This is a genomic window from Pyrodictium brockii (genome assembly GCF_055379715.1).
The window spans coordinates 1,182,971-1,207,185 of the sequence record NZ_AP042401.1 but is presented as its reverse complement, the minus strand read 5'-3'; the positions used below and the strand labels follow the sequence as shown (position 1 = coordinate 1,207,185).

The following is a 24,215-nucleotide window of genomic DNA, read 5'->3' as shown; positions in this document are numbered from 1 at the left end:
GGGCGGCTGGGATAATGTGGCTGCCGGCGCCGCGTGGGCGGCCTCGGCTCACGGCCGTAGCCCACACCGCCCCCTCCGCCCCGGGGGCTTCGGGCTGACGTGCACACGTCAGCGGCCTCCAGAGGGCCTTCCCCGCATCCTCGGGGCGCTCTATAAGCTTGTAGCCGCCGGCCAGCCCCGCGGGTAGAGGTAAATAGTTGGACCCTAGGGCCAACATCCTTCGGGGCTCCTAGGCCATGCACACCTCTCAGGGGTTGGACGCCTACGGCCCCGCTGCCGGGGAGGTGCTGGAGGCGCTGCGAGGCCGGGTCCTCTTCTCCGTGGTGGCCGGGAGCACGGCGACGTCCACCATACCGGGGATAAGCATAGCCGGGCCCAGCCCGGAAGCCACCGTCCTCACCCCCACGCTCGACGCGGAGTACCTGCTGGCCGGCCGCCCCCTAACGCTCAGCGTGGTCCCCGTCTCGCCCGAGGGCCTCCCGACGCCCGCGGTCATATCGAGGGCCATAGTGGCTAACAGGCTTGGGCTGCCCCTGCTCGTCGTCGACGCGGGCTGCAAGCAGGTACCGAGGGTGCCTCACGCAGCCCTCCCCTCGAGGATGCCTGGAGGGAGGATAGACAAGGAGCCCGCGCTTCCCAGGGGCACCGCGCGCAGCCTCTACATGGAGGCCCGGCTCTTGGGCTCCAGCCTTGCGCGGGGCCTCGACGCGCTCGTGGCGGGCGAGACCATACCCGGCGGCACCACTGTGGCGGCAGCGGTTATGGAGGCCTTAGGCTACCGGGCGCTGGGCAGGGTGAGCAGCAGCTCCGCGAGCAACCCTCACGGGCTCCGCGAGCGGGTTGTGAGGGCAGCCCTCTCCAGGCTGCACGGCGCCGGCGACGTGTTCGAGGCTGTAGACGAGATCGGGGACCCGGTCCACGTCTCCCTCGCCGGCCTGGCGGCCGGCGCCGTGGAGGCGGGCGCGTGGGCCGTGCTGGCCGGCGGCACCCAGATGGCCGCGGTGCTGGCGATACTCTCCAGGGCGGAGCCCAAGGCGCTGGAGAGGGTGGCTGTGGCGACCACGCCGTGGATAATCAGGGACGGGACGGCCGACCTCCTGGGCCTGGTGCGCGACATAGCCCCCAGGGTGGCGGTGCTAGCCGCCAGGTTCTCCATGGCCGGGTCGAGGCACGCTGGGCTCCGGGCCTACGAGAAGGGCTACGTGAAGGAGGGTGTGGGCGCCGGCGGCGCGCTAGTCCTCGGCGCGGCCCGCGGGCTCCCGGCCAGGGAGATGCTGGAGGCGGTCGAGGAGGAGTATGAGAGGATAACCCGTGGTGCCGGGGATGCCGGCTCCCGGGGCCAGGCTTGAGGGCGACACCCTGGTGGTGGAGCTGGGGGGCAGGTACAAGGTCCTCTCCAGCATCTCAGGGCTGGTCTCCTCAGAGCACATAGTGTTCCACCACGTGCCCAGGGGCTTCAGCGTCCGCGACGTGGAGGCCTACCGCCGCGAGGTGGCTAGAAGCCACGGGCTCCCGGAGGAGACGCCGGTCTTCCTCACAGCAGTGGAGCCCGGCCGCCACCAGGTGCTGAGCAGCGGCGGCGTCCACGTGGTGGCCACGGTGGGGCTCGAGCCCCCGGTCTGCGTGGAGCAGGAGCGGCTCTACGAGCCCCCCATGGCCGGCACGATAAACATAGCAGTGATAGTGGAGGAGCAAGTCCTCACGCCGGCGGGGCTCGTGGACCTCCTCCGCGTGGCCGTGGAGGCTAAGACGCTCGCGGCCTCCCTCCTCCTGCTCCCCTGCAGGGGCCGCGCCTCCGGCACAGCCACCGACGCGGTGGCGGTGGCGGCCAGGGTGGATGAGAAGGGCCTCCCCTGGGCCGGGATGGCCACGAGGCTCGGCAACACCGTGGCGAGGCTTGTCCGCGAGGCCGTGCTCCGGGGCGACAGGAGGAGCCTAGGGGAGAGGCTGCGCGGGGCGCTGGGCCTCGGCCCCGAGGAGCTGCTCGAGGACATGCTGCGGATGTACCGCCGCGCCCCGGTGCCCGGGGTGAGCCTGGAGGAGGCCTCCAGGCTGCTCCAGGAGATGCTTGACAGGGTGCTCCGCGACCCCAACGTCTGGGCCTTCCTCGTCGCCGCCAGGGAGCTTGACATCCACGGCGTCTCTGGCACCCTGCCCGGGCTCAGCCGCGGGGGCTTCGAGGCGGACAGCAGGGGCATAGTCGCTGACGAGGCGCTCGCAGCCGCGCTCGCGCTCTACCTGGCGGGGTTCCGCGGGCTCCTTGCAGCCTACTGGGTCGACCGCTCCAAGCACGAGGCTGGCCTGCGCCTGGCCAGCCTGCCCGTCTTCGGGGATGACGCGGCCGCCGCGCTCGCGGGGGCGCTGCTCGCCAGGCTCTACGACCGGCTGCTGGGCACCGGCGTCTAGGGCGTGGACCCGGCTTGATGGCCGCGGCCGCGGTGATAATGGCCGGCGGGAGGGCTAGGAGGCTGGGGGGCGTGGCTAAGCCCCTGCTCCGGGTCTGCGGCTCCACGATTCTCGAGCGCGTAGCGGCCGCCGCCCTTGAGGCTGCGCGGAGGGTGGCGGTGGCTCTCTCCCCCTACACGCTTCCCGCGGCCAAGCCTCTCTGCCCCCGGCTCCCGGTAGACGCGTGCATGGAGCTCCCGGGCGCCGGCTACCCAGCCGACATGAGGCTCGCGGCCGAGGCTGTGAGGGCTAGGCCCCTCCTGTTCCTCCCCGCGGACACGCCCTTCCTCAGCCCCCGGAGGCTCAGGAGGTTTGTCAGGGAGGCTGTGGCGGCGGCCGCGGGCCTGGCCACCCTCGAGGCAGGCGGCCGGGGGCCGCTGGGCGTCTCCCTGCTCCTCGGCGGCTGGGAGCCCTGGGTGACGATCCGGCAGGAGTGGGGGCCCGACCTCCTCAACGTGAACACCCCGGAGGACCTTGTGGAGGCTGAGAGGCTTTGCCGGCGGCTAGCCTGAGGATCCACGGGGGCAGCCCGCCGCCCTGCTGCCACGACTTCAGCGCTCCTGCCAACCCGCTGGGGCCCCCGGCCTGGCTGGGCGAGCTTCTGGAGGAGTGCATGGCGAGGAGGGTTCACCTCCGCTACCCGAGCCCTGGCCTCGAGGAGCTGCGGGAGGCTATAGCCTGGTTCCACCGCGCCGACCCCCGGATGATAGTGGTGGTTAACGGCGCAGCCGAGGCGCTGGCGGTGCTCCCGCTCCTCCTCCACGCGGAGAGGCTCGTCGTGGTCGAGCCCGGGTTCGGGGACCACGGGGTCCAGGCGCCGGCCATGGGGCTGGGGCTGGCAAGGGTGGTCATGGAGAGGGGCGGGGAGGGCTTCACTATCGACGAGGCCCGTGTGCTCGAGGCGGCGGAGGAGGGCTCAGTGGTGGTCCTCTCCAGGCCCAGTAACCCGACCGGCTACCTGGCGCCCGCCGACCTCCTCGCGGACCTCGCCCGCAGGCTCGCGGAGAGGGGCTCGTGGCTTGTGGTGGACGAGGCTTTCATCGACCTCTCGCCGGGCGCGGAGCCGCTGGAGCCGGGCCCCGGCCTGGTGGTGGTCCGGAGCCTCACCAAGACCTTCGCCTCCCCGGGGCTCCGGCTGGGCTACATCTACGCCGAGGAGTGGCTGGCCAGGAAGCTGGACGGCGCTCGCCAGCCCTGGCCCGTAGGGGGTCTCGAGGCCTGCGTCTACCCCAGGCTGCTCCACGACCCCCGGAGCCGGGACTACGTCGCCAGGGGCCGCGAGCTGGCGGCGCTGGAGTCCAGGAGGCTCGCCCGGAGGCTCGCGGAGATGGGGCTGCGCGTCTACCCCTCCAGGGCGCCCTTCCTGCTCCTGGGGCATCCCTGGCTCCCCCACCCCGCGATGCAGGAGGCCCTCACGGCCCAGGGGGTCTACGTGAGGGATGCCTCGAGCTTCCACGGGCTGGGCCCGGGCTACAGCAGGGTCTCGATCAGAACCCCTGGTGAGAACGATGTCCTCCTACGCGCGTTCGAGAGGGCGCTCGAGGGGGCTAGGCCTCCGGGGGGCTGCTAGGAGGCTGGCCTGCCTGGCGTCGTTCCTCACGCGGCTCCCTCTGGGCTGCCACGATATCGAGGAGGCTGCCAGGGGCTACCCCCTGGTCCCCCTAGTCGGGCTAGTCGAGGGAGTGCTCGTCTACGCTGCCATGCTGGCCTCCCGGCTCCCCGGCGTAGCGGCCGCCCTCGGGCTGGCGGCCCACGTGCTGGTGACCGGGGCCCTCCACTTGGACGGCTTCGCCGACTACAGCGACGCTGCCGGCGCCGGCGCTCGCGGCGACAGGGCGCTGGAGGTAATGAAGGATCCGAGGCGCGGAGGCTTCGCGCTAGCCTATACGGCCACCCTCCTGCTGGCCAAGTACGCGGGCTTCATGGCGGCGTGGCGTCGCTGGCCGGTGGTGCTCGCCTCCTACCTGGCAGCAGCCGAGGCCATGTACATGGTCTCCCTGCTCCTCCCCGCCCCGGGCTACGAGGGGCTCGGCAGTCTCTTCCGGAGGCTCGGCACCGGGGGAGGCGCGGCCACGGTTAACATGGCCGTCTACGCGCTTGCGGCCCTGGCGCTCCTGCTCCAGGATCCTCTGGGGGCTTCCGCGGCGCTGGCTGGGGGCGTGGCGGCCGCCCTGGTGGCGGCCCGGGACGCTCGGGGGAGGCTCGGCTACGCCTCGGGCGACGTGCTCGGCTTCGCCTACGAGCTCGCCCATACATCCGCCCTCCTAGCGGCCGCGCTGCTCGCCGGCTAGGGGTGCCGCGGCGCCATGGCTCCCGCGTGGCTCCCCGTGTGGCTCTATCCCGGGAGAGTCCTTCTGGCCGAGGCTATCCTACTGGCTCATGTGCTCGACTTCATCTACCCCTTCCACCGGGGCCTCCTGCTCCGGGTGCACCCCGTCCACACCTCCTACTTCATGGCCAAGCGGCTGGCTCCCCCCGGCTCGGGCAGGCTCCGGGGCGCTGCGGCCTGGGCGGCTGTGGTGGGCTCCCACCTGGCGGGCTACGCGCTCCTCCTCTACGCCGCGTGGAGGCTCAGCCCCCTGGCCTGGCTCCTGGCCGCCTCCTGGGTGCTGAAGACCTCGTTCTCGCTCCGCCTCCTACTGGAGACCGTCTGGCGGGCCGCGGCGCTCATGGAGAAGGGCTGCGTCGACCAGGCCCGCAGCCTGGTCCAGGGCCTGGTGCGCCGCGACGTCTACAGGCTGGGCCCTGGCCACGTGGCGAGCGCGGCGGTGGAGAGCCTCGCGGAGAGCCTGGTGGACGGCTACACCTCGCCGCTCTTCTACACGCTGCTCCTCGGGCCGCTCGGCGGCCTCCTCCAGAGGCTGGCTAACACGCTCGACGGCGCCCTCGGCTTCAAGACGCCGGAGTACCTGGAGGCCGGCTGGGCGAGCGCATGGGTGGACACGCTGCTCAACTACGTCCCCGCCCGCGTCACCGCCGTGCTGATAGCCCTGGCCTCCCCCGCCGCCGGGGGCAGCGTGGCGGCGGCGCTGCGGGTCTGGAGCCGCTACGCCTCCTCCACCGAGAGCAGGAACGCCGGCCACCCGATGAGCGCCATGGCGGGCGCGCTGGGAGTGAGGCTGGAGAAGCCCAGCAGCTACGCGCTCGGGGAGGCCCAGCTACCCGGTCCCCGGGAGATGAGGCGCGCTGTGCGCGTCGCCCTGCTGGTGGCCGCTGCCTGGCTCCTGCTGGCACTGCTCGCCCTCACGCTGGCCTAGCAGTGGCAGTCCGGCAGCTCTATGCCGGTGAGGGCCTCCAGCTCCGTCCTGCCCAGCGCCTCGGTGCCGGCTCCCTGCTCCGCGGGGGTCTTCGGCCTGTCGGCGACGAGCGTGAGGCCGTGGCGGCGGAGGATGCTGCGGAGCAGCTCCTTCCCCTCCCACACGCTCTGCCGGAGGCACTCGAGGGGCGTGCTCATAACAGTCTCGAGCACCTCGTCGCTGAGCAGGGGTGCGTGGGCCTCCACGCCGATACACTCGGCCAGCTCCATGCCCGGGTACCTGCCCCTAGCGGCCATCCGGAGTATTGTATCCCTCAGTTCCCCGGGGCCTAGGCTCAGCATGAACCGGTAGCCAGCGAACACCTCGTCGCCCCCGTCGCCTAGGAGGATGCAGCGGCAGCCAAGCCTCCTAGCCTCCTCGAGCGCCCGGAGGAATACAATGTCGTTCCTCAGCTCCACGTGGTCCCTCCTGCCCGTGCACCTTATGACCAGTGGTGCGTGCCCCGCTATGTAGCCCGGGTCTACGGGGACAACGTGGAGCTCTATCCCCAGCTTGCCGGCCACGTAGAGTGCGTAGGGGAGGTCTCTCGGCAGCCCCCGGGTGTAGAAGGCCGTGACCCCGCGTAGGGGCAGGGCCTCCAGCCTCGCGGCGAGCGCCACCACGGTGGTGTCGATGCCGCCGCTCATAGCTATGCAGTCGCAGCCCACGCTCCCGACGTAGCGGCGCAGGGCGCTTAGCACAAGCTCCTCAGCCGCTCTGCAGGAGAGCCCGGCCACCCAGCTACACCACCCTGAGGAGATGATAGCCCTGGATCTCCAGCTTTTCCACCACCTGGTAGGGGAGCCTCTCCTCGTGCCTGGGGCTGTCGATGACCAGGGTGTGGTACTCTCCCTGCTCGCCGAGGGGGTCTACCCCGGCCCGCTTGGCGTCCTCCACTAGCTCCTCCACAGTATCGCGTGAGAAGACCCTGCCCAGCCACCGGCTAAGCCTGGCGTCAACCCCGGTGAAGAGCGCCTCTATCCCCGCCTCGGCCTCCCGGTAGGCCAGCTCCGCGGGATCCATGCCCCAGAGGGGCTCGCTCAGCCTGGCCCCCGCGTCTGCAGCCACAGCCTCCATGTAGCGGAGGTGGTCCTCGACATAGACGTCGCCCGCGACCACCTCGTCCGCGCCTAGCCTGCGTAGGATCTCGACAGTCTCTTCCCTCTCCCTCCCCCTGTGGAGCCTCGCCACCACCACCGGTATCCCGGCCAGGTTGAGGGTCTCCACGGTCTTCCCGAGGTTCAGCAGGTGGGGGCTGGGCCTGGGGAAGCGGTAGACCAGCACCAGGCCGAGGTCCACCGGCCACCTCTGCATCGCTGCGTAGAGGGAGTCCTTGCCCCCGGATAGCAGGGCCACTCGGACCAATGGGCTGCCCACCGGCACCCTTCCAGCAATATCCTTAAATAATACTGGTTATGGTGCACTGCTGGCCCCGGAAAGGTGTACCAGGGGGCGTGTGACGGGTTGCATATACCCGACGGCTACCTGGATCCATACTGGTGCGCAGCCACCTACGCCGTCAGCGTGGCCTACCTGGCGGCTGCGTGGAGGAGGCTCCGCGGCCGCCTGACACGCGAGCAGGTGACAGCCGCGGCGGTGCTGGCGGCCGGCATATTCGTGGCGCAGATGCTGAACTGGCCGATACCGGGCGGCACCTCGCTCCACTTCGTGGGCGGCGCTCTCGCCGCCATACTGTTCGGGCCCTGGCTCGGCCCCTACGTGCTAGCCCTGGTTGTAACCACCCAGGCGCTCGTCTTCCACGACGGCGGGATAACAACGCTGGGCGCCAACATACTGAACATGGCTATCATAGACGGTCTTGTGGGCTACGCGGTGTACCGGGCCACGGTGAGGGCGCTGGGGGCTACGCGTGGAGCGAGGCTGCTGGGTGCCTTCCTGGGGGGATGGCTAGGCATAACCCTGGCTGGAGCGATGGCCGGTGTCGAGATAGGGCTTAGCCCGTCGTTCCCCTACGGTGTGAAGATAACTGTGCCTGTAATGGCTGGCTGGCACGCCCTCCTAGGTATAATAGAGGGTGTGATAACGGCGCTGGTTGTGGACTACCTGTACCAGCACCGCAGCCCGCTGGTCGAGGCGGCTGAGAGGGCCACCCTAACAGTCAAAGCCTAGAGGGGGTGGGGGCCGTGCCCGGCCTCTTCTCGAGGTACCGGGGCGCGTTCATAGCCATGGCCGTGCTGCTGGTGGTGAGCCCGGTCTTCGGCGTGATACTGGCGGACAAGCTAGGCTACCACGAGCCCCTCGACGTCGCCGCCGAGAAGCTAGGGCTCCAGGAGAGGAGCCTTGGCGAGTGGACGCCGTTCAGCGACTACACGTTCCCAGGGCTGCCCGACACGCTGGGCTACATAGTCGCCGGCGCCGTAGGTGTAGCAGTGATCCTCGCCATAGGCTACGTGGCTGCGAGGCGCGTCGGGCGGTGAGCAGAGGACGGGGCTTGCTGGACGAGGCACTGGCGGGCTTCCTCAGCGAGCTTAGGGAGGCGGCTCTCTACCTGGCGGCCGGCGAGGGCCCAGTGGAGCCCCGCCACCCTGGCCTCGTTTTTCTTCTCCTCGTCGTGGGCGTGGCCCTCGTCTCCTACTCGCCGCCGCTCCCAGCAGCCGCGGGGCTCCTCGCCTCCATGCCCGTGCTCGCCTACGCTGCCCTATCCCGCCGAGGCCCCGTAGCCCCGGTGGTCAGGTCGGCAGCCTACGTGGTGGGGGCCTCAGCCCTGGTCGCCCTCCCCCTGCTGCCCCTCCACCGTGGGTCTCAGGCGCTCCTCTTCCTCCTGCGGGTCTCCGCGGCCTCCGCCATGGTGGCCTCCGTGGCGGCCCTGGTGGGGTGGAGGCGGCTGGCCGAGGGCCTGGGGGAGCTCGGGCTCCCGGGAGAGATCGTGGAGGGCCTCAGCCTGGTGGCCCGCTACGTGCCCCTCCTCGCCTCGGAGATGCTCCGGCTCCTCGCTGCCAGGAGGGCCAGGAGCCTTGGGCGCCCGGGGCTCCGCGAGGCCTGGAGGCTCCTGGCCGGTGCTGCCGGGGAGCTCCTGGAGAGGAGTATGCAGCGCGCCACGCTGCTCGGCATGGCTATCGAGGCTAGAAGCCTGTCCCCGCTGACCCGGGGCCGGGGGCGTGGAGGGGGGTGGGCAGGCTCAGCCGCGGAGCTTCTCGCCTATCTCCCCCCGGCAGCGGTAGTGGCGGTGGAGGTGGCGGCCCTGCTTGCCGGTTGTTGAGGCCCGTGGCGTCTGGTTCGAGTACTCCCGCGGCAGCCCGGTGCTGCGGGGCGCCAGCCTCCGGGCGGGCCCCGGCGAGGTTGTGGCGCTGGCCGGGCCCACGGGCTCTGGGAAGTCGACGCTCCTCCTCATCCTGGCCGGGCTGCTGAGGCCGAGCCGGGGGGAGGTGCTTCTCGACGGCAGGCCGCTGTGGAGCCAGCTGCCGGGGGCTAGAAGGAGGATAGGCTTGCTCTTCCAGAACCCCGACGACCAGCTCTTCAACCCCACGGTGTACGATGAGATAGCCTACGCTCTCCGCGGCCTCGGGCTCCCCGGGCGCGTGATTGAGGAGAGGGTGGAGAGGGTTGCCCGGAGGCTAGGGATCCAGGGGCTCCTGAGCCGGCCGCCCTACAGGCTGAGCGTGGGGCAGCGCCGTCTGGTAGCCCTTGCCTCCATACTTGTCTACGACCCCGACGTGCTGCTCCTGGACGAGCCCACTGCCAACCTGGACCGGGCCGGGGTGGAGAAGCTGTTCAGCATAGTGCGCGAGGCGGCTGCGAGGGGGAAGACAGTGATTATGGCCAGCCACGACCTGGACGCTGTGCTGGAGCTGTCCACGAAGACGTGCATGGTCAGGGAGGGGGCTCTCGACTGCCACCCTACCCTGGAGGCGCTCGCCGAGGGCCTCTTCGAGGACACCTCGCTCCCCATACCGATATCCATGAGGCTTCTCCGTGACCGGCTCGGCGGCTGGAGGAGGGTGGCGGAGGAGCTGGCGGCGGCGCGGCGGCTAGGCGGTGGTGTAGGCGTAGAGGGTTAGCCCGTACCCCTCCCAGGGCGCCAGCCCGAGCAGCACGGTGAAGAGCGCCGCTATCAGCGCGGCCGCCTCCCGGGCCCCCGGCCTCCCCCCGGCCGCCTCCCGCGGCCCCGTGAACACCATGTATATCATGTAGCCGTAGTAGAATACCGCCACAGCGAAGTTGATAACCATGAGGGCCGCCAGGGCGGGGCTAGCCGAGACAGCTGCTATGAGCAGGTATAGCTTCCCCCAGAACCCTAGCGTGGGCGGCGCCCCGGCCAGCGAGGCGAGGGCCAGCACCAGCGCTGCCGCCGCCACGGGGCTCCGGTAGGCGAGGCCGCGCAGCCTCTCCCAGCTACAGGGCCTATCGTCCTCGCAGGCCGTGTCTAGCACCAGGAAGCTCGCGAGCTTGGAGAACGCGTAGCCAGCCGTGTGGAGCGCTATACCCGCCAGCGCGGCCACGTTATCTATGCCCGGGAGCCGGGCGAGCGCCGCGAAGCCGACGACGATGTAGCCGGCCTGGGCCACGCTGCTGTAGGCTAGCAGCTTCTGGGGCGAGTCCCTCACCGTGAGCAGCGCCCCCAGGTTGCCGTAGAGCATCGTAAGGGCGGCGAGCACACCCATGGTCCAGAGCACTATGTGTGGCTCCACCACCGCGAAGGGCGCGACCAGCTTGGCTATCATAAGCGCCGCTATTATCTTCGCGGCTGCGCTCGCGACAGCTATCACCAGGGGCTTCGCGTTACCGTAGACGTCTATTAGCCAGCCGTGGAAGGGGACAACACCCATCTTGAACCCTACAGCCACGGCCACCATTGCGACTGTGGGGGTCACGAGCAGCGCATCGCGGATCAGGAGCCCCGGCGATATGGCGGCGTCCCCGTGCACGATGTAGAAGAGCGTGAGCCCCAGTAGGAGTATAATGGTTGCAATGGTCCCGTTTACAGCGTACTTTATAGCAGCCTCCGCCGATATGGCGTCGCGGTAGAGGGCCACCAGGATGTAGCTTGAGACGGCCGCGAGTATCCAGCCCACGTAGACGAGGTAGAGGAGCCGGGCGAGCCCGAGCACTATGACGCCGAGCGCCATAAGCCCCATGACGGCGTAGAAGGCCTCGCCCGCCTCCCAGTAGTCGACTATACGCGACGCCGCCATAGCCGCTAGGGCGAACACGATAACCACTGTGGAGAGTAGGAACACGGAGTAAGTGTCGATAACCAGGGCCCCGTTGAACGCTGTGGTATAGCCCTGCGCCGGCGCGAAGGCCAGGCTCATGTAGAGCGCTGCGGCGAGAGCCACGGCGGTGGCGGCGTAGAGGCTCACCCTCGCGGCCCGCGGCCCCCAGAGCGGGGCCACCAGGCCGGTGAAAGCATAGCCCACGAGCACGGCGAGGAAGCTGTAGTCGGCCACGCCAGTGAGGACGGGCGGCACCACGGCTACCACCCTGGAGCAAGGCTTGCCAGCGCGGGCCAGGCCGCGTGGGCTATGAAGAATATCACCACCGTGGAGAGGATCGCCGCGAGCACCATTCCAGCCATGAAGTACACGATATAGATCCTCACGTCCCCGCTCTGCAGCCTCCTAACGGCCGCACTCAGCCCCGCAGCCGCGGCGGGCAGCTCCACGTGGAGCGCCCGGTCCAGCCTCAGCTCAGCCCCCTCCTGCAGCGCCCCAATCATCCTCCAGCCCGCCCGGGCCACGCCGCCGTGCACAGCCAGGTCCAGCAGCTCCTCCACACGGGCCAGGGCGCGCGAGAGCCACGCGCCCGGGTAGACTACGAGCCTGTATATCAGAGGGTTCACCAGCCACCTGTCGTAGAGGAACCCGTGGAGAGCACCCAGCAGGGGCCTCTCTTCAACCCCCCGTAGGGGGAGGAGGCGGGCGCGGTAGAGCAGGATCCCCGACGCCCCCAGCGCTGCAGCGAGGGTGCCGTAGGCCACCACGCCCAGCTCCTCCCTGAAAGCATGGAGCCCCACGGCCTCCTCCAGGAGGCGCGCGAGCCAGGGCCAGGCGAGGCCGAGGCCCAGGGAGGCCAGGCCGAGGGCCAGGTAGGGGCCCAGCATCAGCCAGCCGGGCTCCCCGGCGTGGCGCTCCCCCCGGGGCGGGGCGAGGAACACGTAGTAGATCATCCTAACTGTGTAGAACGCTGTGAGCACAGCGGTGGCCAGCGCGGCTAGGCTGGCCCAGCCGCCGAGCAGGCCTATCGCCTCCACGGCCAGGTCCTTGCTCCACCAGCCCGAGAAGGGCGGCAGCGCGGCCAGGCTCAGCCCGGCCAGGAGGAAGGCTAGGAACGTGTAGGGCATTGAGCGCCGCAGCCCGCCCATGTCTGTTATGTAGCGGCTGCCCACCTCGTGTATCACCGCGCCGGCGGCGAGGAAGAGCGCCGCCTTGAACACGGCGTGGGAGATTAGGTGGGCCAGCCCCCCGAGGCTGCCGAGGGCCGGGCTCCCCGCGGCCGCGGCGGCGAAGACGGCGGCCATCATGTAGGATAGCTGGCTGGCCGTGGAGAATGCTAGTATGAGCTTAAGCTCCCTAGCCACTATAGCCATTGTAGCCGTCGAGAAGGCTGTGAGCAGGGCGAGCCAGGCCAGCCCCCGATAGACGCCGGCGCCGGCGCCGTGGAAGAGGGCCAGCCCCGCCGCTATGGCGGGGGTGAAGCGGAGCGCGAAGTAGACACCCGCCTTCACCATGGTTGCCGCGTGTATCAGCGCCGACACCGAGGTGGGGCCCGTCATGGCGGTTACCAGCCACTCGTGGAAGGGGAACTGGGCGCTCTTCGCCAGCGCGCCTAGGTAGAAGAGGGCGAGCCACGCAGCCAGGAGCCCCCTCATGTTGAGGTCCGAGAGCAGCCAGGCGGCGTGCCCCTCCATCCCCGACATGCTCGTGGAGCCGAGGGAGGCGGCCACGAGGCCCATGCCTATAAGCATGCCCATATCGCCGAGCCGCGTGAATGAGAGTGCCCGGAGCCCGCTATGAGTTGGCGTGAACCACATGGGCACCCCGAGCCTGGAGCGGCCGGGGTCGCCCACCCACGCCTCCTCCCGGTCGTCGTGGTAGAAGCTTATGAGGGCCCAGCTGGAGAGCCCGGTGCCCTCCCAGCCTATGAACATTACAACAAGGTCGTCGGCGTAGACGAGCAGCAGCATGCTAGCCACGAAGAAGCTGTAGAACAGCCAGTACCTGGCCGCCCCCCACTCTCCTATGTAGTCGACGCTGTAGAGGGCTATCAGCAGGCTGAGGGTGGAGACGACCACCCCCACTATCCCGGAGAGCGCATCCACCCGGAGCGCCAGGTCGACGCCGAGCCCGGGCACCCAGGGATAGCTGAGCCTCCCCTCCCCCGCGGCGAGCGCGAGCCAGGAGAACACGGTGGCCGCTGCGGCGCCCGCCACCCCGGTCCAGGCAATCCTCCTCCAGCCGGAGCCGAGCACGGCGAGCAGCACCACGGCTAGGGCCGCCAGGTACTCGGACGCCACCGCCGCCAGCGCCAGCAGCCCGGGCGAGGCCATCCAGCCCACCTCTCGCCGGGGATCAGCCGTAGACCTGCCTCAGCAGGGAGAGCACCGGGCCGGCAACCAGGTTGACGAGTATGAAGAGGGCTACGCCGAGCACCGCCAGGGCCACGAGGGGCGCGAGCAGGCCCCGCACGCCCTCCTCCCCAGCCCTCTCGTACGCCCTCCCCGGCCTGCCGAGGAACATGTTCCTGAAGGCGAGGAAGCTGTAGACAGCAGTGAGCGTCATTGCCGCCGCGACGCCTGCCGCGAGGACCACGAAGGCGCCGGGCCCGTAGCCGCTGGCCCACCTGGCGAATCCGAAGACCAGGTAGACCTCGCTCCACATGCCCAGCGTCGGGGGTATACCGGATATCATCATGAAGCCGAGGAGGGCTACGGCAGCCGTGTAGGGCATGCGCTGCAGCAGCCCACCCAGCTCCCCGAGGTCGCGGGTGCCCAGACCCACTATGAAGACGCCGGCGACGCCGAAGAGTATTGCCTTGCCCAGCGCGTGGGCCATATAGTGGAGCACCGTCCCGGTCTCACCCACCGGGTTTGCGGCCGCGAGCCCCAGCATAAGGTAGCCCATCTGCGATATGCTGCTATAGGCTAACAGCCTCTTCACATCCCTCTGGGCGAGCACCAGGAAGCCCCCGTAGAGCATGGTGGCCAGGGCCCAGAGGAGGAGGATGGGGCTAACGGAGCCCCAGAGGCGGGGGAAGAACCCGACACCGGCCCGGAGCATGGCGTAGGCCCCTATCCCTATCAACAGCGGCGAGAGCAGCGCCGAGACCGGGGTAGGGGCCTCAGCGTGCGCGTAGGGGAGCCAGAGGTGGAGCCCAGACATGGCCATCTTGACCGCGAGCCCCACGACTATGAGCGCGAGCGCCAGCGCGTGGCCCCCGCCGGCCCCGGTTACGTAGCCGGAGCCAGGCAGGTAGAAGTCGTAGGAGTGGATGAGGAAGAGGCCCAGGAGGTAGAGGAGCGCGCCCAGGTGGGTCCAGACGAGGTAGATGAGGCCCACGCGCACCCGGTCACCGTAGCCGTAGAGGACTATGAGGAGCGCGCTCGGGATCAGCGTGAGCTCGAGGAAGAGGTAGAAGAGTATACCGTTGCCAGCCATGACAGCGCCCAGCATCCCCGCGGTGAATAGCTGGTAGAGCAGGTAGTAGACGCCCCAGTGCCTCTCATCCAGCCCCATCTCCTCGAAGCGGTGCTCCATGTAGGGGCTGGAGTAGAGGGCCACAAGCAGGCTCACAACCGCGATGGTGAGGGCCATCGCAGCCCCCACGGCGTCGAGGAAGAGGCTGAACACCCCGACGCCGGGCACCCTCGCCCAGAGAGGGTCTAGGACAACCCTGCCTCCCAGCGCGGCCGCGGCCGGGGGCAGGAGGAGGAGCAGGGAGATCAGCCAGCTGCCCGAGTTGAGCAGCACGTGGCCCCTCCGCCCGATCCTCGAGGCGTAGAGCCCGCTGACAGTACCCGCTATGGCCGGGGCGGCCACGCTGGCCCAGAGCAGAGGGAGGCCGAGCCCAGTCTCCTCCATCAGCCCCTTCACCCCCGGGTCTCCTTCAGCAGGTCGACGCTCATGCTCCTCTTCTTACGGTACACGAGTATGAGGAGTGCAGCGACCACCGCGATCTCGGCTATAGTGAGCATTATGGTTGCGAGGAGGACACTGTAGAACCCTGGGCGGGCCCCTGCAACGAGGCCCGTGTAGGCGGCGGTAAGCACCACAGAGTTGAAGAATACTTCCACCGATATGAAGAGCTTCACGAGACTACGCGCTGTCATAACCCCGTAGAGCCCGGACATGCCGGCCACCAGCGCGGTCAGGTAGACGAGCAGCGTAAGGGCCTCGCCGTTCACAGCCCCGCCATCCTCCCAAGGGCTGTGCCAGCCCGGCTCGGGGACCAGCTGGGAAAAAGTTCTACTCTGCCTCCACGCCGCGGCGTCGGCGCGCCGGCCCCCTCTACTCCCCCCGGGGGGCGGCGGAGCCCCGCGCCATGGAGAGGGCCTCTATCAGCACCGCTGCAACCGTCACCACCATTAGGAGGGTGCAGAGCCAGCAGTCCACCAGCACCCGGGCTGCCTGGGTGAAGCTGAGGCTCCTGGAGGCCAGCTCGCTGCTTGACACGGGGTGGCTGAGCGCATACATCGCCAGCGGCGCCTCGAGCGCGGCCGCGGCGAAGAAGGCTAGCACAAGCCTGCCAGGGTTCAGAGTCCTCGGCTCCACGCCGCAACCCAGCATCATAACCACTATGGCTAGGAGCATGATGCCCGCCCCCGTGTAGACGACTATGTGGAAGACCGAGAGGTAGCCGTAGCCCGTCAGCGCGAGAACCGCGGCAACCCCGAGCGAGGCAATGACAAGCCAGGCTATACTATGCACCGTCTTCCTAGCCATAATGGCTCCTACAGAGCCCGAGGCCGCTGCTAGCAGCGACACAACTATAGCCGCATCGAGGAGGCTAGCTTGCACGCTCATAGCGGAGCCCCGCCTTCTCATCAACTCTGGCCCTAACCCGGGGCCTTGAGGGCTTCTTTATCTCCTCCCGCAGCTTCCTGGAGTATATAGCCCAGTCCACGGGGTCCAGGTCCATGGTCTCAAGCTTCTCGAACACCTTGTCATGCACTATGCTCGTCTCAAGCGCGTCAGTCGGGCATATGTCCGCGCAGAGCCCGCAGAAGATGCAGCGACCGATATCGTAGCCGGGCCTCATCCTCTTATCGCCCGGCACCCTGAACATCTTGATCGCCCTGGAGGGGCAGACCTGGGCGCATAGCGTGCAGCCTATGCACTTGTTATAGTCGAAGAGTATTATGCCGTGGTAGTACTCCGGCTTCTCCTCCTCCACGTCGGGGTACTGGAGCGTCATAGGCGGGTGGAGCATCCGCCTAGCCACAGTGAGTATGGCGTCCAGGTGGCCCTTAACCGGGTTCACGCGCGGCGGCCTACGGCCAGCCCGACCCTTATCCCTCCTCTCGCTGAGGCCCGGAGCCAAGATGGCTCACCCCGTGTAGATGTAGCGCACGAGAGCCGAGACGGCGAAGGCCAGGAGGGCCAGGGGGAAGAGACGCGACCAGAACATGTCGGCCGTCTGGTCCAGCCGCATCCTCCCATATACTGCGCGGAGGAACACCGTGAATAGCATTAGGGCGACCGTCTTGGCCAGCACGGCGATGCTGCCGAGCAGCGGGCTCGTGAAGGGCATCCAGCCCCCCAGGAAGAGGAGTGTGAACATGAGCATCAGCACGTAGAGCTTGGCGTAGTCCAGGGCCATTACCAGCGCGTAGAGGAGCCCGCTATACTCGGTGTAGGGGCCCTGCACTATCTCCTGCTCCCCCAGCACCAGGTCGAACGGCACCCTGTCGGTGACCAGGAGCGCGGCTATGAAGAAGAGCAGCGCCGCTATAGGGTTGGCCACGAGCCCTATAACCCCTGTAGCCATCTGCTTCTCGACAGCCTCGCTGAAGTCCAGAACACCATACATCATTGTGGTCGCTAGGAGGGAGGCGAGTAGGGTAGCCTCCCCCGTCACCGAGACCAGGGCCTCACGGCTGGCCCCGATGAAGGCGAACTTGTTGGAGGCCGCCCAGCCCATTATGACCGCTAGTATCGGGGTTAGGCCAATAATGGCTGTGGCGATGAGTATGCTGAAGGGCGTCCTGAACCCGTAGATCCCGGGGCCGCCAGGCACTACGGTGAATGCGAGCGCCACTATGGTGAAGGCGAGTACCGGGGCGAAGAGGAAGCTCCACTTCTCTGCCTCGACCGGCACTATTATCTCCTGGAAGGCGAACTTCACGCCATCCGCCAGCATCTGCAGCGCGCCCTGGAGCCTCGGCGAGACATAGTAGGGCCCCACCCTCATCTGGGCCCTGGCAGCGATCTTCCTCTCAGCCCAGATTATGAAGAGGGCCAGGAGGGTGAATGTGAGGAGCCCCGGGTAGACGAGGGGCGCGAACACCGCCCTCACAGCCCACTCGGGCACGCCTAGGCGGGCTGCGAGCCAGCCGAGCAGCATGGAAGCCTTCACCCCCTCCTTCTACCGGTCAGCCTCCGGGGGGAAGTAGTCGATGCTCGCGTATATAGCGGGCACATCCATTAGCGTGTGGCCCCTGGCCAGGGCGTCGAAGAGCACCACGTTCCTAGCGCTCGGCGTCACCACGCGGAGCCGGTAGGGCTTCGTATCCCCGCTGCTGACCAGGTAGTAGGTCACCTCACCCCTCCCCATCTCTCCCCGGCCCACCACCTCGCCGGGCTTGGCCTTCAGCCTCACATAGCCCCCGGGGAGCTTGACGCGGCCCCGCTCGAACCACTTCCTCATGGCCGGGGGCACCTGGCGGATGAACCGCTCGCTCATGAACGGGCCCTCGGGGAGCTGGCGGAGCGCCCTCTCTATCAGCTCGAGGCTGGCCTCTATCTCGCGGAGCCGGACCCATATCCTCTCGAGCGCGTCGCCCTCGCTCCCGACCACGGGCTCGAAGTCGAGCTCGCCGTAGGCGGCGTAGCCCAGGAGCCTGGCGTCGTAGCGGACGCCGCTAGCCCTCAGGTTAGGCCCAGTGGCTCCGAGGGCCACGGCACGGCTGCGGGGGAGGACCCCGACTCCCTCGAGCCTCCCCCTTATCACCGGGTTGTTGAGGAACACCTTGTCGTACTCGCGGAGCCTGCGCAGCATGTAGCGCTTCGCCTTCTCGAACTCCTCGCGGAACACTTGGGGGAGGTCGAGACGGACCCCGCCGGGTATCGGGTAGGTGTGGGTAAGCCTCGTGCCCGTGAGCAGCGAGGCTAGGTGGACGAATACCTCGCGGTCGCCGAAGGCCCACATGTACATGGTAGAGTGGTTGAGGAATATCCCGCCTATCCCGAGGCCGTAGAGGTGGCTCGCTATCCTGTTCACCTCGCAGAGGATGGTGCGCAGGTACCTGGCCCTGGGCGGGGGCTCAACGCCCAGCAGCTTCTCCACAGCCTCGACGTAGGGGAGGGTAATGTTACAGGCGTCGATTATTGTCATGCGCTCCAGGAGGCTTATGATACGGACGTACTCTCTTACCTCGGAGAGCTTCTCCATAGTGCGGTGCACATACCCTATATCCGGGTCGACCCGTACAACCCTGTCACCGTCAAGATAGACGATAAGCCTCATATGCCCCGAGGCGGGGTGCTGGGGCCCTATGTAGAGCTCGACCACCCGGTAGCCCTCCCGGGTCCCGAGCTCCCGGCCCATCATCCCCGGAAGCTCCACCGCGGCCATAGCGTCAGCCACCCCGCGCAGCACGGCGGACGGCTGAGACCATGAAGACCTGGGTTCGACTACTGACGCGTAATGCTAGGCGCCCCCGGCCCGAAGCACCGGCCAAGGCGTCAAGCACCCTAAAATACTGAGCCCCAGACGGAATAGCCATTGTACAGCATCGGTCAATAGGACCCCGCACACCCAGCGGGCCAGCGGCTAAGAAGGGGCCCGGGGGAGGGCTTCACAGCGCTTCCGGGAGGCTCCTCCGGCCCCTAGGCGGGAGGTGCAGGAGACCCTTGCAGGAGCTAGAGGAGCTCCTAGCGGGCCTAGCTCAGCGTGTCGAGGAGCGCCAGGGAGTGAAGGTGGCTATCGTGGAGCCTAGCCGGCTCCGCGAGGCTGCGGAGAGGCTGCGGGAGGCCGGCTACGACTACCTCCTCATGGTCAGCGGGGTGGATGAGCCAAAGCAGGGGAGGATGAGAATAGTCTACCATATAACGAGGAGCAGCAACCCCTCCGAGCTAGTCGCCCTCGAGGTCATGGTGCCGCGTGACGACCCCCGCGTGCCCTCGGTATACGACATCTACCCGGCGGCGCAGATCCAGGAGAGGGAGGAGCACGAGATGCTGGGCATAGTGTTCGAGGGCAACCCGGACCTCCGCCACCTGCTCCTCCCCGAGGACTGGCCCGAGGGTGTCTACCCGCTCCGCAAGGACTTCCACGTGGCCGAGGAGCCCTACATATCCTCCAAGCCGAGCAAGCCGATATGGGTGCTGAAGCCCGAGCTGAAGCCCGGCGGCGAAGCCGGGGCTGGAGAGGGAGGCGGAAAAGGCTGAGGGGGAGCCCTCCCTCTACCCCTCCGCCAGGAGCCGCTGCTCGGCGACAACACGCTGGTACTCCTCAGCCCTCCTGTACATGGGCTCCATGAGCTCCTTCAGCTTGCTCTTGTCCTCGACGTCCCTGGGCCTCCACTTGCCCTGCCTGACCTTCTGCTGCAGCTTCACCAGCGCGTGGGCGACGGCCTCGGGCGGCGGCGGGCAGCCCGGCACGTAGTAGTCGACGGGGAGCACCTCGTGGGCCAACACTACATTGTAGCTGTTGTAGAATAGGCCGCCGGTGAGCGCGCACGCCCCCATAGCTATCACGAACTTGGGCCAGGGCATCTGCTCCCAGGTTATCCTTGCAACCCTGGCCATCTTCCTGGTGAGCGTCCCCTCTATAATCACCAGGTTGGTGTTCCGCGCGTGGGTGAAGGGCAGGCTACCCAGCCTCTCAGCGTCGTACTTGGGCGCGTAGAGGGCGGCGAACTCGGCGCCGCAGCAGCTGGTGGTGAGGTGCACCGGCCAGAGGCTGAAGCTGGTAGCCCAGTCCCGGAGAGTCTTGATAGGGGTCTTCTCCACCAGCCAGCGCGCCGCCTTCTCAGCAGCCTCCTCGAGGTTCCCCACCAGTATGAGGCCGCGCCTCCAATCCCGGTACTGGTACATGCGGCTCTCCACCCCCTAGGGCAGGCCCCAGTACTCCCGCCTCCTGGCATATCTTACGGCGTACACTATGGGCGGGAGTATTGCCGCCACCGAGGCTAGGACGAGGAAAGCCACCTGGTACCCCCTCCCCCCTGCCGCCGGGAGGACGAAGAGCAGCATGAACACGGGGTCAAGCGCTATGAATATGAGTATGTAGCCCAGGTACTGGTAGAGCGTCGGAACCCTAGCCTCCCCGCCGGGCGGGTTGCCGGCCTCGAAACGGAGCCTCTTGAAGACGTGCTCCGGGCCCCGCGTGGCCCGGGAGAGGAGCAGGTAGGCGAGGATAATGCTGGCGGGTACGAGCACGAGGACAGCTGCTATAGACACTATAGCGTCGGCATAGCCCGCGGCCAACCCTATCCACGCCCCTCCAGCTCCCCCGCTCGGCCCCGCGGCGCCGGCCCCTCTAGGGCGGCGGGGGCAGCGTTATAGCCCTGCCCCCGGGGCCAGGGCCCTCTTTATCCTCCCCAGGCTGGGCATTGCCTGGAGCGCGGCCACGCGAGGTGCCCCGGCTTGGCCGAGGAGATACGTGTGGGCAACTACATAGTGCTCCGGGACAGGCTCTACACGAGGACCGATGAGTGGGCTAAGAGGGAGGACGGCGTTGTAGTGGTAGGGATAACCGACTATGCGCAGAAGAAGCTGCGCGACATAGTGGGCGTGGAGCTGCCGGAGCCGGGCTCCAGGGTGAAGGCGGGCGAGGCGGTGGGGAGCATAGAGTCGGTGAAGGCCGCCGCCGACATCTACGCCCCCGTCTCCGGGGAGGTTGTCGAGGTTAACGAGAGGCTCTACGACGAGCCCGAGCTTGTCAACAAGGATCCCTACGGGGAGGGCTGGATGTTCAAGATAAGGATAAGCGATGAGAGCGAGCTCGAGAAGCTGCTTACGCCGGAGCAGTACGCGGAAAAGATACGCAGGGAGGAGGAGGGCCACTAGGCCCTCTCCTACTGCTCCTTCCTCTTCTTGAGGCCCACGCGGAGCTGTACCTTCGGCTTAACGCGGCCGGTTTTCTTCCAGTCGCCCTTTATCTCCACGTTCCTGCCCCGCCTCTTCTGCAGATAGTTGAACGCGGCCAGCGCGGCCTTGGCTCCATCGCCAGCCGAGATCACGGCCTGCTTGAAGGGTATATGGGTCACGTCGCCGGCCGCGAAGAGGCCCGGCGTCCTGGTTGCCCCCATGCAGTCGGTGACTATCTCCCCGTTCTCGTTAAGGTCTACTAGGTGCTTCACGAACTCCGTCTTGGCCTCGTAGCCCAGCTCCACGAACACGCCCTCCACCTCCAGGGTCTTCTCCTCGCCGGTCTCCTTGTCCCGCACCACGAGCCCGGTGACCCTCCTGCCGTCGCCTAGGACGCGGACAGGCTCATGCTTCTCCAGTATGGTCACGTTCTCGGCGCTGCGCACCCTGGCCACCAGGTCGGGGTCGCCGAAGAGCTTGGTGGGGGTCACGTAGTATACGCGGGGGCAGAGCCCGGCGAGGAGCGCCACGGCCTCGAGCCCCTGGTCGCCTATCCCCACCACCGCCGTGTTCTTGCCCCGGTAGAGGGGCCCGTCGCAGATAGTGCAGTAGCTCACCCCGCGGCCATCGTACTCGTCCTCCCCGGGGACGTTCATCCTCTTCGGGGTCTTGCCGAAGGCTAGGATGACCGCCTCGGCCTGGTAGCGGCTGCCCCTAGCGCTCTCGAGGAGGAAGCTGCCGTCCTCAAGCCTCTCTATCCTAGTTATAAGCTCCCCGTACCTGAACTTGGCCCCAAAGGTCCTGGCCTGCTTCTCCACCTTCATGGCCAGGTCTACGCCCTTTATAGCCTCGATACCCGGGTAGTTCTCTATGACCGTGGCCTGGAGCAGCTGGCCCCCGAGGTCCTTGCTGACCACGAGCACGTCGACACCCTGCCTAGCCAGGTAGAGGGCGGCCGTGAGCCCAGCCATGCCCGCCCCTATCACTATTATGTCGTGCCTCTCCGGCTCCGGGGACCCGGAGCCCTCCCTTCCCCCAGTACTCTGCGCCATAGCCTCCCCCGGGGCTTGCTGGAGGACGCCGTCTCGCTGGCTAAACGGCTTCCGACGCCCGGGCCCCGCGCCGTCAGGAGTATAACCTCCCCGGGGCCCGTGGTGGGCCCCCGGTGGGGCGCTATTGTTCGCGTCGCCTTCCTAGGCCCGGAGCACAGCTTCACCCACATGGCTGCCGAGGGGCTCTTCCCCGGCGCCGAGTACATTGCGTGCAGGAGCATAACCGAGGTCTTCAGGGCTGTAGAGGGCTACGAGGCCGACTACGGCGTCGTCCCCGTGGAGAACAGCCTCGAGGGGCCCGTGGGCGAGACGCTCGACAACCTGGCCTCCACGATGCTCCACGTCTACGCCGCGCTCGAGGCCAGGATAAGCCTCGTCCTAGCCGGCCGGCGGGGCGCTCCGAGGCTCTACGGGCACCCTCACGCGCTGCGGGAGGCGGCCAGGAGCCTCGACAGGCTCGCCCCCGGCGTGGAGAGGGTGGCGGTCTCGAGCACCTCCAGGCCGTGGGCCGCCGCGCCGCGGAGGAGGGGGCGCTGTGCGTCTGCAGCCACCGGGCAGCGGCGGCCCACGGCCTGGAGGTGCTCGCCGAGAGCGTCGAGGACGGCCCCAACTACACCAGGTTCATAGCGCTGGCGTGGAGGGACCAGCCGGAGAGGGGGGAGAGGACGAGCATCATAACAGCGGTGCCGGATGAGCCTGGCAGCCTCTACAGGCTGCTCGAGCCCTTCGCCAGCCACGGGGTGAACCTGAAGATGATCTACTCCAGGCCCATCCACGGCAAGCCTTGGCACTACAACTTCTACATAGACATGGAGGGCAGCAGGCTCGATGAGAGGGTGGCGGAGGCCCTGGAGGAGGCCCGGGAGAGGAGCCTCTTCCTCCGCGTCCTGGGCAGCTACCCGGTGCTCCGCGGCCCCCTAGCGGAGGCCTAGGAGAAGGTGGAGCCGTGGGCTGAAGTTGAACCCGCTGCCGAGGGCCAGCCCGGCCACCCGGCGGTGGGCCTCCAGCAGCTCCTCCGGCCCCATGTCCTCGGACGTCAGGGGCATCAGGTAGACCCTCTCCCGGGGGATGCCGTTCTCCTCGACGTACCTCTCCACAGCCTTCACGTGCTCCTCGCCGGAGACGAGGAACTTGAACCAGGCCCTGCCAGTCTCCCTGGCGTAGCTCACCCAGCTAGGGTGCGTCCTGGCCCCCGGCACCGCCACGGGCACGTCCTTCGGGGAGACCACGTGGTAGGCCCTGTAGAGGGGCTCCCCCGCCTCCGGGGCCGGCAGCGTCCCGTTGGTCTCAAGCTGCAGCGTGTAGCCCCGCTCGTGGAGCCGCTCCGCCAGCGCGTTGAGAGCCCGGCGCTGGAGCAGCGGCTCCCCTCCCGTCGCGACCACCAGGCTGGGCTTCAGCTCCTCCACCCTAGCCAGCACCTCCTCCAGCTCCACCGGCCTGCCGGCCCTGGGGTCGAGGCTGTACTTGGTGTCGCAGAAGGGGCAGCGGAGATTGCAGCCGGCGAGCCTTATGAAGAGGGCCCTCATGCCCGTGAAGGGGCCCTCCCCCTGGAGGCTCAGGAAGAGCTCGGAGACGCGGAGCCTAGGGCTGGTAGCTTGCGCAGAGATCCTCTGTCTCGCAGACCTCGACAAGCTCCACCCTCCCGGGGAACCTCTCCTCTAGGCCGCGGGCCACCAGGACGGCGAGATCCTCGCTGGTCACCACCGGCAGCTCCCCGCCGCCCTCGGCGAGAACACTGTTGAGGTACCGGTGGTCGAACTTGCTGTAGACGTTCTCGCGCAGCCACTTCTCCAGCTCGTCCAGGTCTATCCCCATGGGCCTGTCCTCCCGGAGCACTATGCAGACCCTATAGTTGTGCCCATGCACCCGCCCGCAGCGGGGGTGGCCCTCTATCCGGTGGGCCGCTGAGAACATCGTGCACGCCTTAACCCTGAACACCAAGCCGGGCACCCCGCAGCTGCTTGCCAGGCCTCCGCGTTGGCCCCGGTTCCTCGCGGGGGAGGGGCGCCGCGCCCCTGGTTGATAAGCCCGGCGCCTGGAGGGGCCCCGGCCGGGTCGCCCCCGAGGTTCTCCCCGGCATCGGCCCCGGGCCTGCCCGGGCTGGTAGCCCGCTCTTCACTCCCGGCCCCTAGGGCCCTCCCTGACGACTCTTAGGCCCCTGGCCCCCCTTGTATGCCGCTCGCTCGGGCTCCCGGGGCTCCGGGGCTAGTAGC

The 24,215-nt window shown here is 68.2% G+C and carries 27 protein-coding genes and 2 pseudogenes; 14 read left to right on the top strand and 15 right to left on the bottom strand.

Annotated features, from left to right (window positions below; translation table 11 throughout):
• Positions 1-254 precede the first annotated feature (254 nt).
• The 6 genes from cobT to ACZ42Y_RS06510 are packed head-to-tail and all read left to right on the top strand — an operon-like array spanning position 255 to position 5,702.
• Positions 255-1,349 (top strand): nicotinate mononucleotide-dependent phosphoribosyltransferase CobT, encoded by a 1,095-nt coding sequence (cobT, locus tag ACZ42Y_RS06535; protein WP_236698126.1) that lies wholly within the window; start codon positions 255-257, stop codon positions 1,347-1,349.
• The gene (gene cbiS / locus ACZ42Y_RS06530; RefSeq protein ID WP_058370740.1) at positions 1,324-2,406 is read left to right on the top strand and encodes a bifunctional adenosylcobinamide hydrolase/alpha-ribazole phosphatase CbiS; all 1,083 of its coding nucleotides are present in this window, start codon (positions 1,324-1,326) and stop codon (positions 2,404-2,406) included. Before cobT ends, cbiS begins: the two co-directional genes overlap by 26 nt.
• Before the next feature lie 17 nt (positions 2,407-2,423).
• Positions 2,424-2,957, top strand: a complete 534-nt coding sequence (locus ACZ42Y_RS06525; RefSeq protein ID WP_168371278.1) for an NTP transferase domain-containing protein — start codon at positions 2,424-2,426, stop codon at positions 2,955-2,957.
• Entirely contained in the window at positions 2,939-4,015 is a 1,077-nt protein-coding gene (locus tag ACZ42Y_RS06520; RefSeq protein WP_464735311.1) for a pyridoxal phosphate-dependent aminotransferase, read from the top strand. The genes ACZ42Y_RS06525 and ACZ42Y_RS06520 overlap by 19 nt, the downstream gene beginning before the upstream one ends.
• Positions 3,954-4,736 (top strand): adenosylcobinamide-GDP ribazoletransferase, encoded by a 783-nt coding sequence (locus tag ACZ42Y_RS06515; RefSeq protein ID WP_464735310.1) that lies wholly within the window; start codon positions 3,954-3,956, stop codon positions 4,734-4,736. Before ACZ42Y_RS06520 ends, ACZ42Y_RS06515 begins: the two co-directional genes overlap by 62 nt.
• Before the next feature lie 15 nt (positions 4,737-4,751).
• Positions 4,752-5,702 (top strand): cobalamin biosynthesis protein, encoded by a 951-nt coding sequence (locus tag ACZ42Y_RS06510; RefSeq protein WP_464735309.1) that lies wholly within the window; start codon positions 4,752-4,754, stop codon positions 5,700-5,702.
• Here ACZ42Y_RS06510 and ACZ42Y_RS06505 read toward each other — a convergent pair.
• Together ACZ42Y_RS06505 and ACZ42Y_RS06500 are read right to left on the bottom strand one after the other, a co-directional pair.
• On the bottom strand, positions 5,699-6,478 hold the full coding sequence (locus ACZ42Y_RS06505; protein WP_464735308.1) for an asparagine synthase C-terminal domain-containing protein: 780 nt from the start codon (positions 6,476-6,478) through the stop codon (positions 5,699-5,701). The two genes, ACZ42Y_RS06510 and ACZ42Y_RS06505, sit on opposite strands and share 4 nt — an antisense overlap.
• Positions 6,479-6,482: 4 nt before the next feature.
• A complete protein-coding gene (locus tag ACZ42Y_RS06500; RefSeq protein WP_464735792.1) occupies positions 6,483-7,097 on the bottom strand; it encodes a TTX_0299 family putative ATP pyrophosphatase in 615 nt (204 codons plus the stop codon).
• 108 nt (positions 7,098-7,205) lie between these two features.
• On the opposite strand from ACZ42Y_RS06500, the gene ACZ42Y_RS06495 reads away from it, so the two are divergent.
• The 4 genes and pseudogenes from ACZ42Y_RS06495 to ACZ42Y_RS06480 all read left to right on the top strand — a co-directional run.
• Entirely contained in the window at positions 7,206-7,871 is a 666-nt protein-coding gene (locus ACZ42Y_RS06495; protein WP_058370746.1) for an energy-coupling factor ABC transporter permease, read from the top strand.
• A 14-nt stretch (positions 7,872-7,885) separates the two neighbouring features.
• Positions 7,886-8,179 carry a PDGLE domain-containing protein gene (locus ACZ42Y_RS06490; RefSeq protein WP_236698128.1) on the top strand — a complete coding sequence of 98 codons (294 nt, stop codon included), beginning with the start codon at positions 7,886-7,888 and terminating at the stop codon, positions 8,177-8,179.
• On the top strand, positions 8,176-8,961 hold the full coding sequence (locus tag ACZ42Y_RS06485) for a CbiQ family ECF transporter T component (protein ID WP_083494494.1): 786 nt from the start codon (positions 8,176-8,178) through the stop codon (positions 8,959-8,961). The genes ACZ42Y_RS06490 and ACZ42Y_RS06485 overlap by 4 nt, the downstream gene beginning before the upstream one ends.
• Before the next feature lie 70 nt (positions 8,962-9,031).
• Positions 9,032-9,760: pseudogene (locus ACZ42Y_RS06480) on the top strand (energy-coupling factor ABC transporter ATP-binding protein); the annotation flags it as partial.
• On the opposite strand, the gene ACZ42Y_RS06475 reads toward ACZ42Y_RS06480, so the two are convergent.
• The 8 genes from ACZ42Y_RS06475 to ACZ42Y_RS06440 all read right to left on the bottom strand — a co-directional run bounded on the left by ACZ42Y_RS06475 (position 9,731) and on the right by ACZ42Y_RS06440 (position 18,515).
• On the bottom strand, positions 9,731-11,170 hold the full coding sequence (locus ACZ42Y_RS06475) for an NADH-quinone oxidoreductase subunit N (protein WP_464735307.1): 1,440 nt from the start codon (positions 11,168-11,170) through the stop codon (positions 9,731-9,733). The pseudogene ACZ42Y_RS06480 and the gene ACZ42Y_RS06475 sit on opposite strands and share 30 nt — an antisense overlap.
• A gap of 5 nt (positions 11,171-11,175) precedes the next feature.
• On the bottom strand, positions 11,176-13,248 hold the full coding sequence (locus ACZ42Y_RS06470) for an NADH-quinone oxidoreductase subunit 5 family protein (protein ID WP_058370750.1): 2,073 nt from the start codon (positions 13,246-13,248) through the stop codon (positions 11,176-11,178).
• A gap of 22 nt (positions 13,249-13,270) precedes the next feature.
• A complete protein-coding gene (locus ACZ42Y_RS06465) occupies positions 13,271-14,779 on the bottom strand; it encodes a complex I subunit 5 family protein (RefSeq protein WP_070807897.1) in 1,509 nt (502 codons plus the stop codon).
• Positions 14,780-14,787: 8 nt separating this feature from the next.
• The gene (locus ACZ42Y_RS06460; protein ID WP_058370752.1) at positions 14,788-15,102 is read right to left on the bottom strand and encodes an NADH-quinone oxidoreductase subunit NuoK; all 315 of its coding nucleotides are present in this window, start codon (positions 15,100-15,102) and stop codon (positions 14,788-14,790) included.
• A gap of 103 nt (positions 15,103-15,205) precedes the next feature.
• Positions 15,206-15,721, bottom strand: coding sequence for an NADH-quinone oxidoreductase subunit J family protein (locus ACZ42Y_RS06455; protein ID WP_464735306.1), 516 nt, complete (start codon positions 15,719-15,721; stop codon positions 15,206-15,208).
• Positions 15,705-16,238, bottom strand: a complete 534-nt coding sequence (locus tag ACZ42Y_RS06450; protein WP_058370754.1) for a 4Fe-4S binding protein — start codon at positions 16,236-16,238, stop codon at positions 15,705-15,707. Before ACZ42Y_RS06450 ends, ACZ42Y_RS06455 begins: the two co-directional genes overlap by 17 nt.
• 6 nt (positions 16,239-16,244) lie before the next feature.
• Entirely contained in the window at positions 16,245-17,261 is a 1,017-nt protein-coding gene (gene nuoH / locus ACZ42Y_RS06445) for an NADH-quinone oxidoreductase subunit NuoH (RefSeq protein WP_070807823.1), read from the bottom strand.
• A 21-nt stretch (positions 17,262-17,282) separates the two neighbouring features.
• Positions 17,283-18,515, bottom strand: coding sequence for an NADH-quinone oxidoreductase subunit D (locus ACZ42Y_RS06440; RefSeq protein ID WP_464735305.1), 1,233 nt, complete (start codon positions 18,513-18,515; stop codon positions 17,283-17,285).
• Positions 18,516-18,769: 254 nt separating this feature from the next.
• On the opposite strand from ACZ42Y_RS06440, the gene ACZ42Y_RS06435 reads away from it, so the two are divergent.
• Entirely contained in the window at positions 18,770-19,306 is a 537-nt protein-coding gene (locus tag ACZ42Y_RS06435) for an NADH-quinone oxidoreductase subunit C (RefSeq protein WP_058370756.1), read from the top strand.
• 15 nt (positions 19,307-19,321) lie between these two features.
• Here ACZ42Y_RS06435 and ACZ42Y_RS06430 read toward each other — a convergent pair whose 3' ends face one another.
• Together ACZ42Y_RS06430 and ndhC are read right to left on the bottom strand one after the other, a co-directional pair.
• The gene (locus ACZ42Y_RS06430) at positions 19,322-19,966 is read right to left on the bottom strand and encodes an NADH-quinone oxidoreductase subunit B (RefSeq protein ID WP_236698130.1); all 645 of its coding nucleotides are present in this window, start codon (positions 19,964-19,966) and stop codon (positions 19,322-19,324) included.
• Between the two features lie 3 nt (positions 19,967-19,969).
• A complete protein-coding gene (ndhC, locus tag ACZ42Y_RS06425) occupies positions 19,970-20,347 on the bottom strand; it encodes an NADH-quinone oxidoreductase subunit A (RefSeq protein WP_464735304.1) in 378 nt (125 codons plus the stop codon).
• 159 nt (positions 20,348-20,506) lie between these two features.
• Between ndhC and gcvH the strand changes: the two genes are divergently transcribed.
• Positions 20,507-20,929 (top strand): glycine cleavage system protein GcvH, encoded by a 423-nt coding sequence (gcvH, locus tag ACZ42Y_RS06420; protein ID WP_058370759.1) that lies wholly within the window; start codon positions 20,507-20,509, stop codon positions 20,927-20,929.
• Between the two features lie 8 nt (positions 20,930-20,937).
• On the opposite strand, the gene ACZ42Y_RS06415 is transcribed toward gcvH, so the two are convergent.
• Complete coding sequence (locus tag ACZ42Y_RS06415; RefSeq protein ID WP_464735303.1) at positions 20,938-22,002, bottom strand: NAD(P)/FAD-dependent oxidoreductase; 1,065 nt, start codon at positions 22,000-22,002, stop codon at positions 20,938-20,940.
• A gap of 168 nt (positions 22,003-22,170) precedes the next feature.
• Here ACZ42Y_RS06415 and ACZ42Y_RS06410 point away from each other — a divergent pair.
• Positions 22,171-22,577 (top strand): annotated as a pseudogene (locus tag ACZ42Y_RS06410) (prephenate dehydratase domain-containing protein); the annotation flags it as partial.
• Positions 22,578-22,580: 3 nt separating this feature from the next.
• A complete protein-coding gene (locus ACZ42Y_RS06405; RefSeq protein ID WP_464735791.1) occupies positions 22,581-22,934 on the top strand; it encodes a prephenate dehydratase in 354 nt (117 codons plus the stop codon).
• Here ACZ42Y_RS06405 and ACZ42Y_RS06400 read toward each other — a convergent pair.
• Positions 22,920-23,633, bottom strand: coding sequence for a 7-carboxy-7-deazaguanine synthase QueE (locus ACZ42Y_RS06400; protein WP_168371280.1), 714 nt, complete (start codon positions 23,631-23,633; stop codon positions 22,920-22,922). The two genes, ACZ42Y_RS06405 and ACZ42Y_RS06400, sit on opposite strands and share 15 nt — an antisense overlap.
• Positions 23,584-23,940 carry a 6-pyruvoyl trahydropterin synthase family protein gene (locus ACZ42Y_RS06395; protein ID WP_236698195.1) on the bottom strand — a complete coding sequence of 119 codons (357 nt, stop codon included), beginning with the start codon at positions 23,938-23,940 and terminating at the stop codon, positions 23,584-23,586. Before ACZ42Y_RS06395 ends, ACZ42Y_RS06400 begins: the two co-directional genes overlap by 50 nt.
• Positions 23,941-24,215 lie beyond the last annotated feature (275 nt).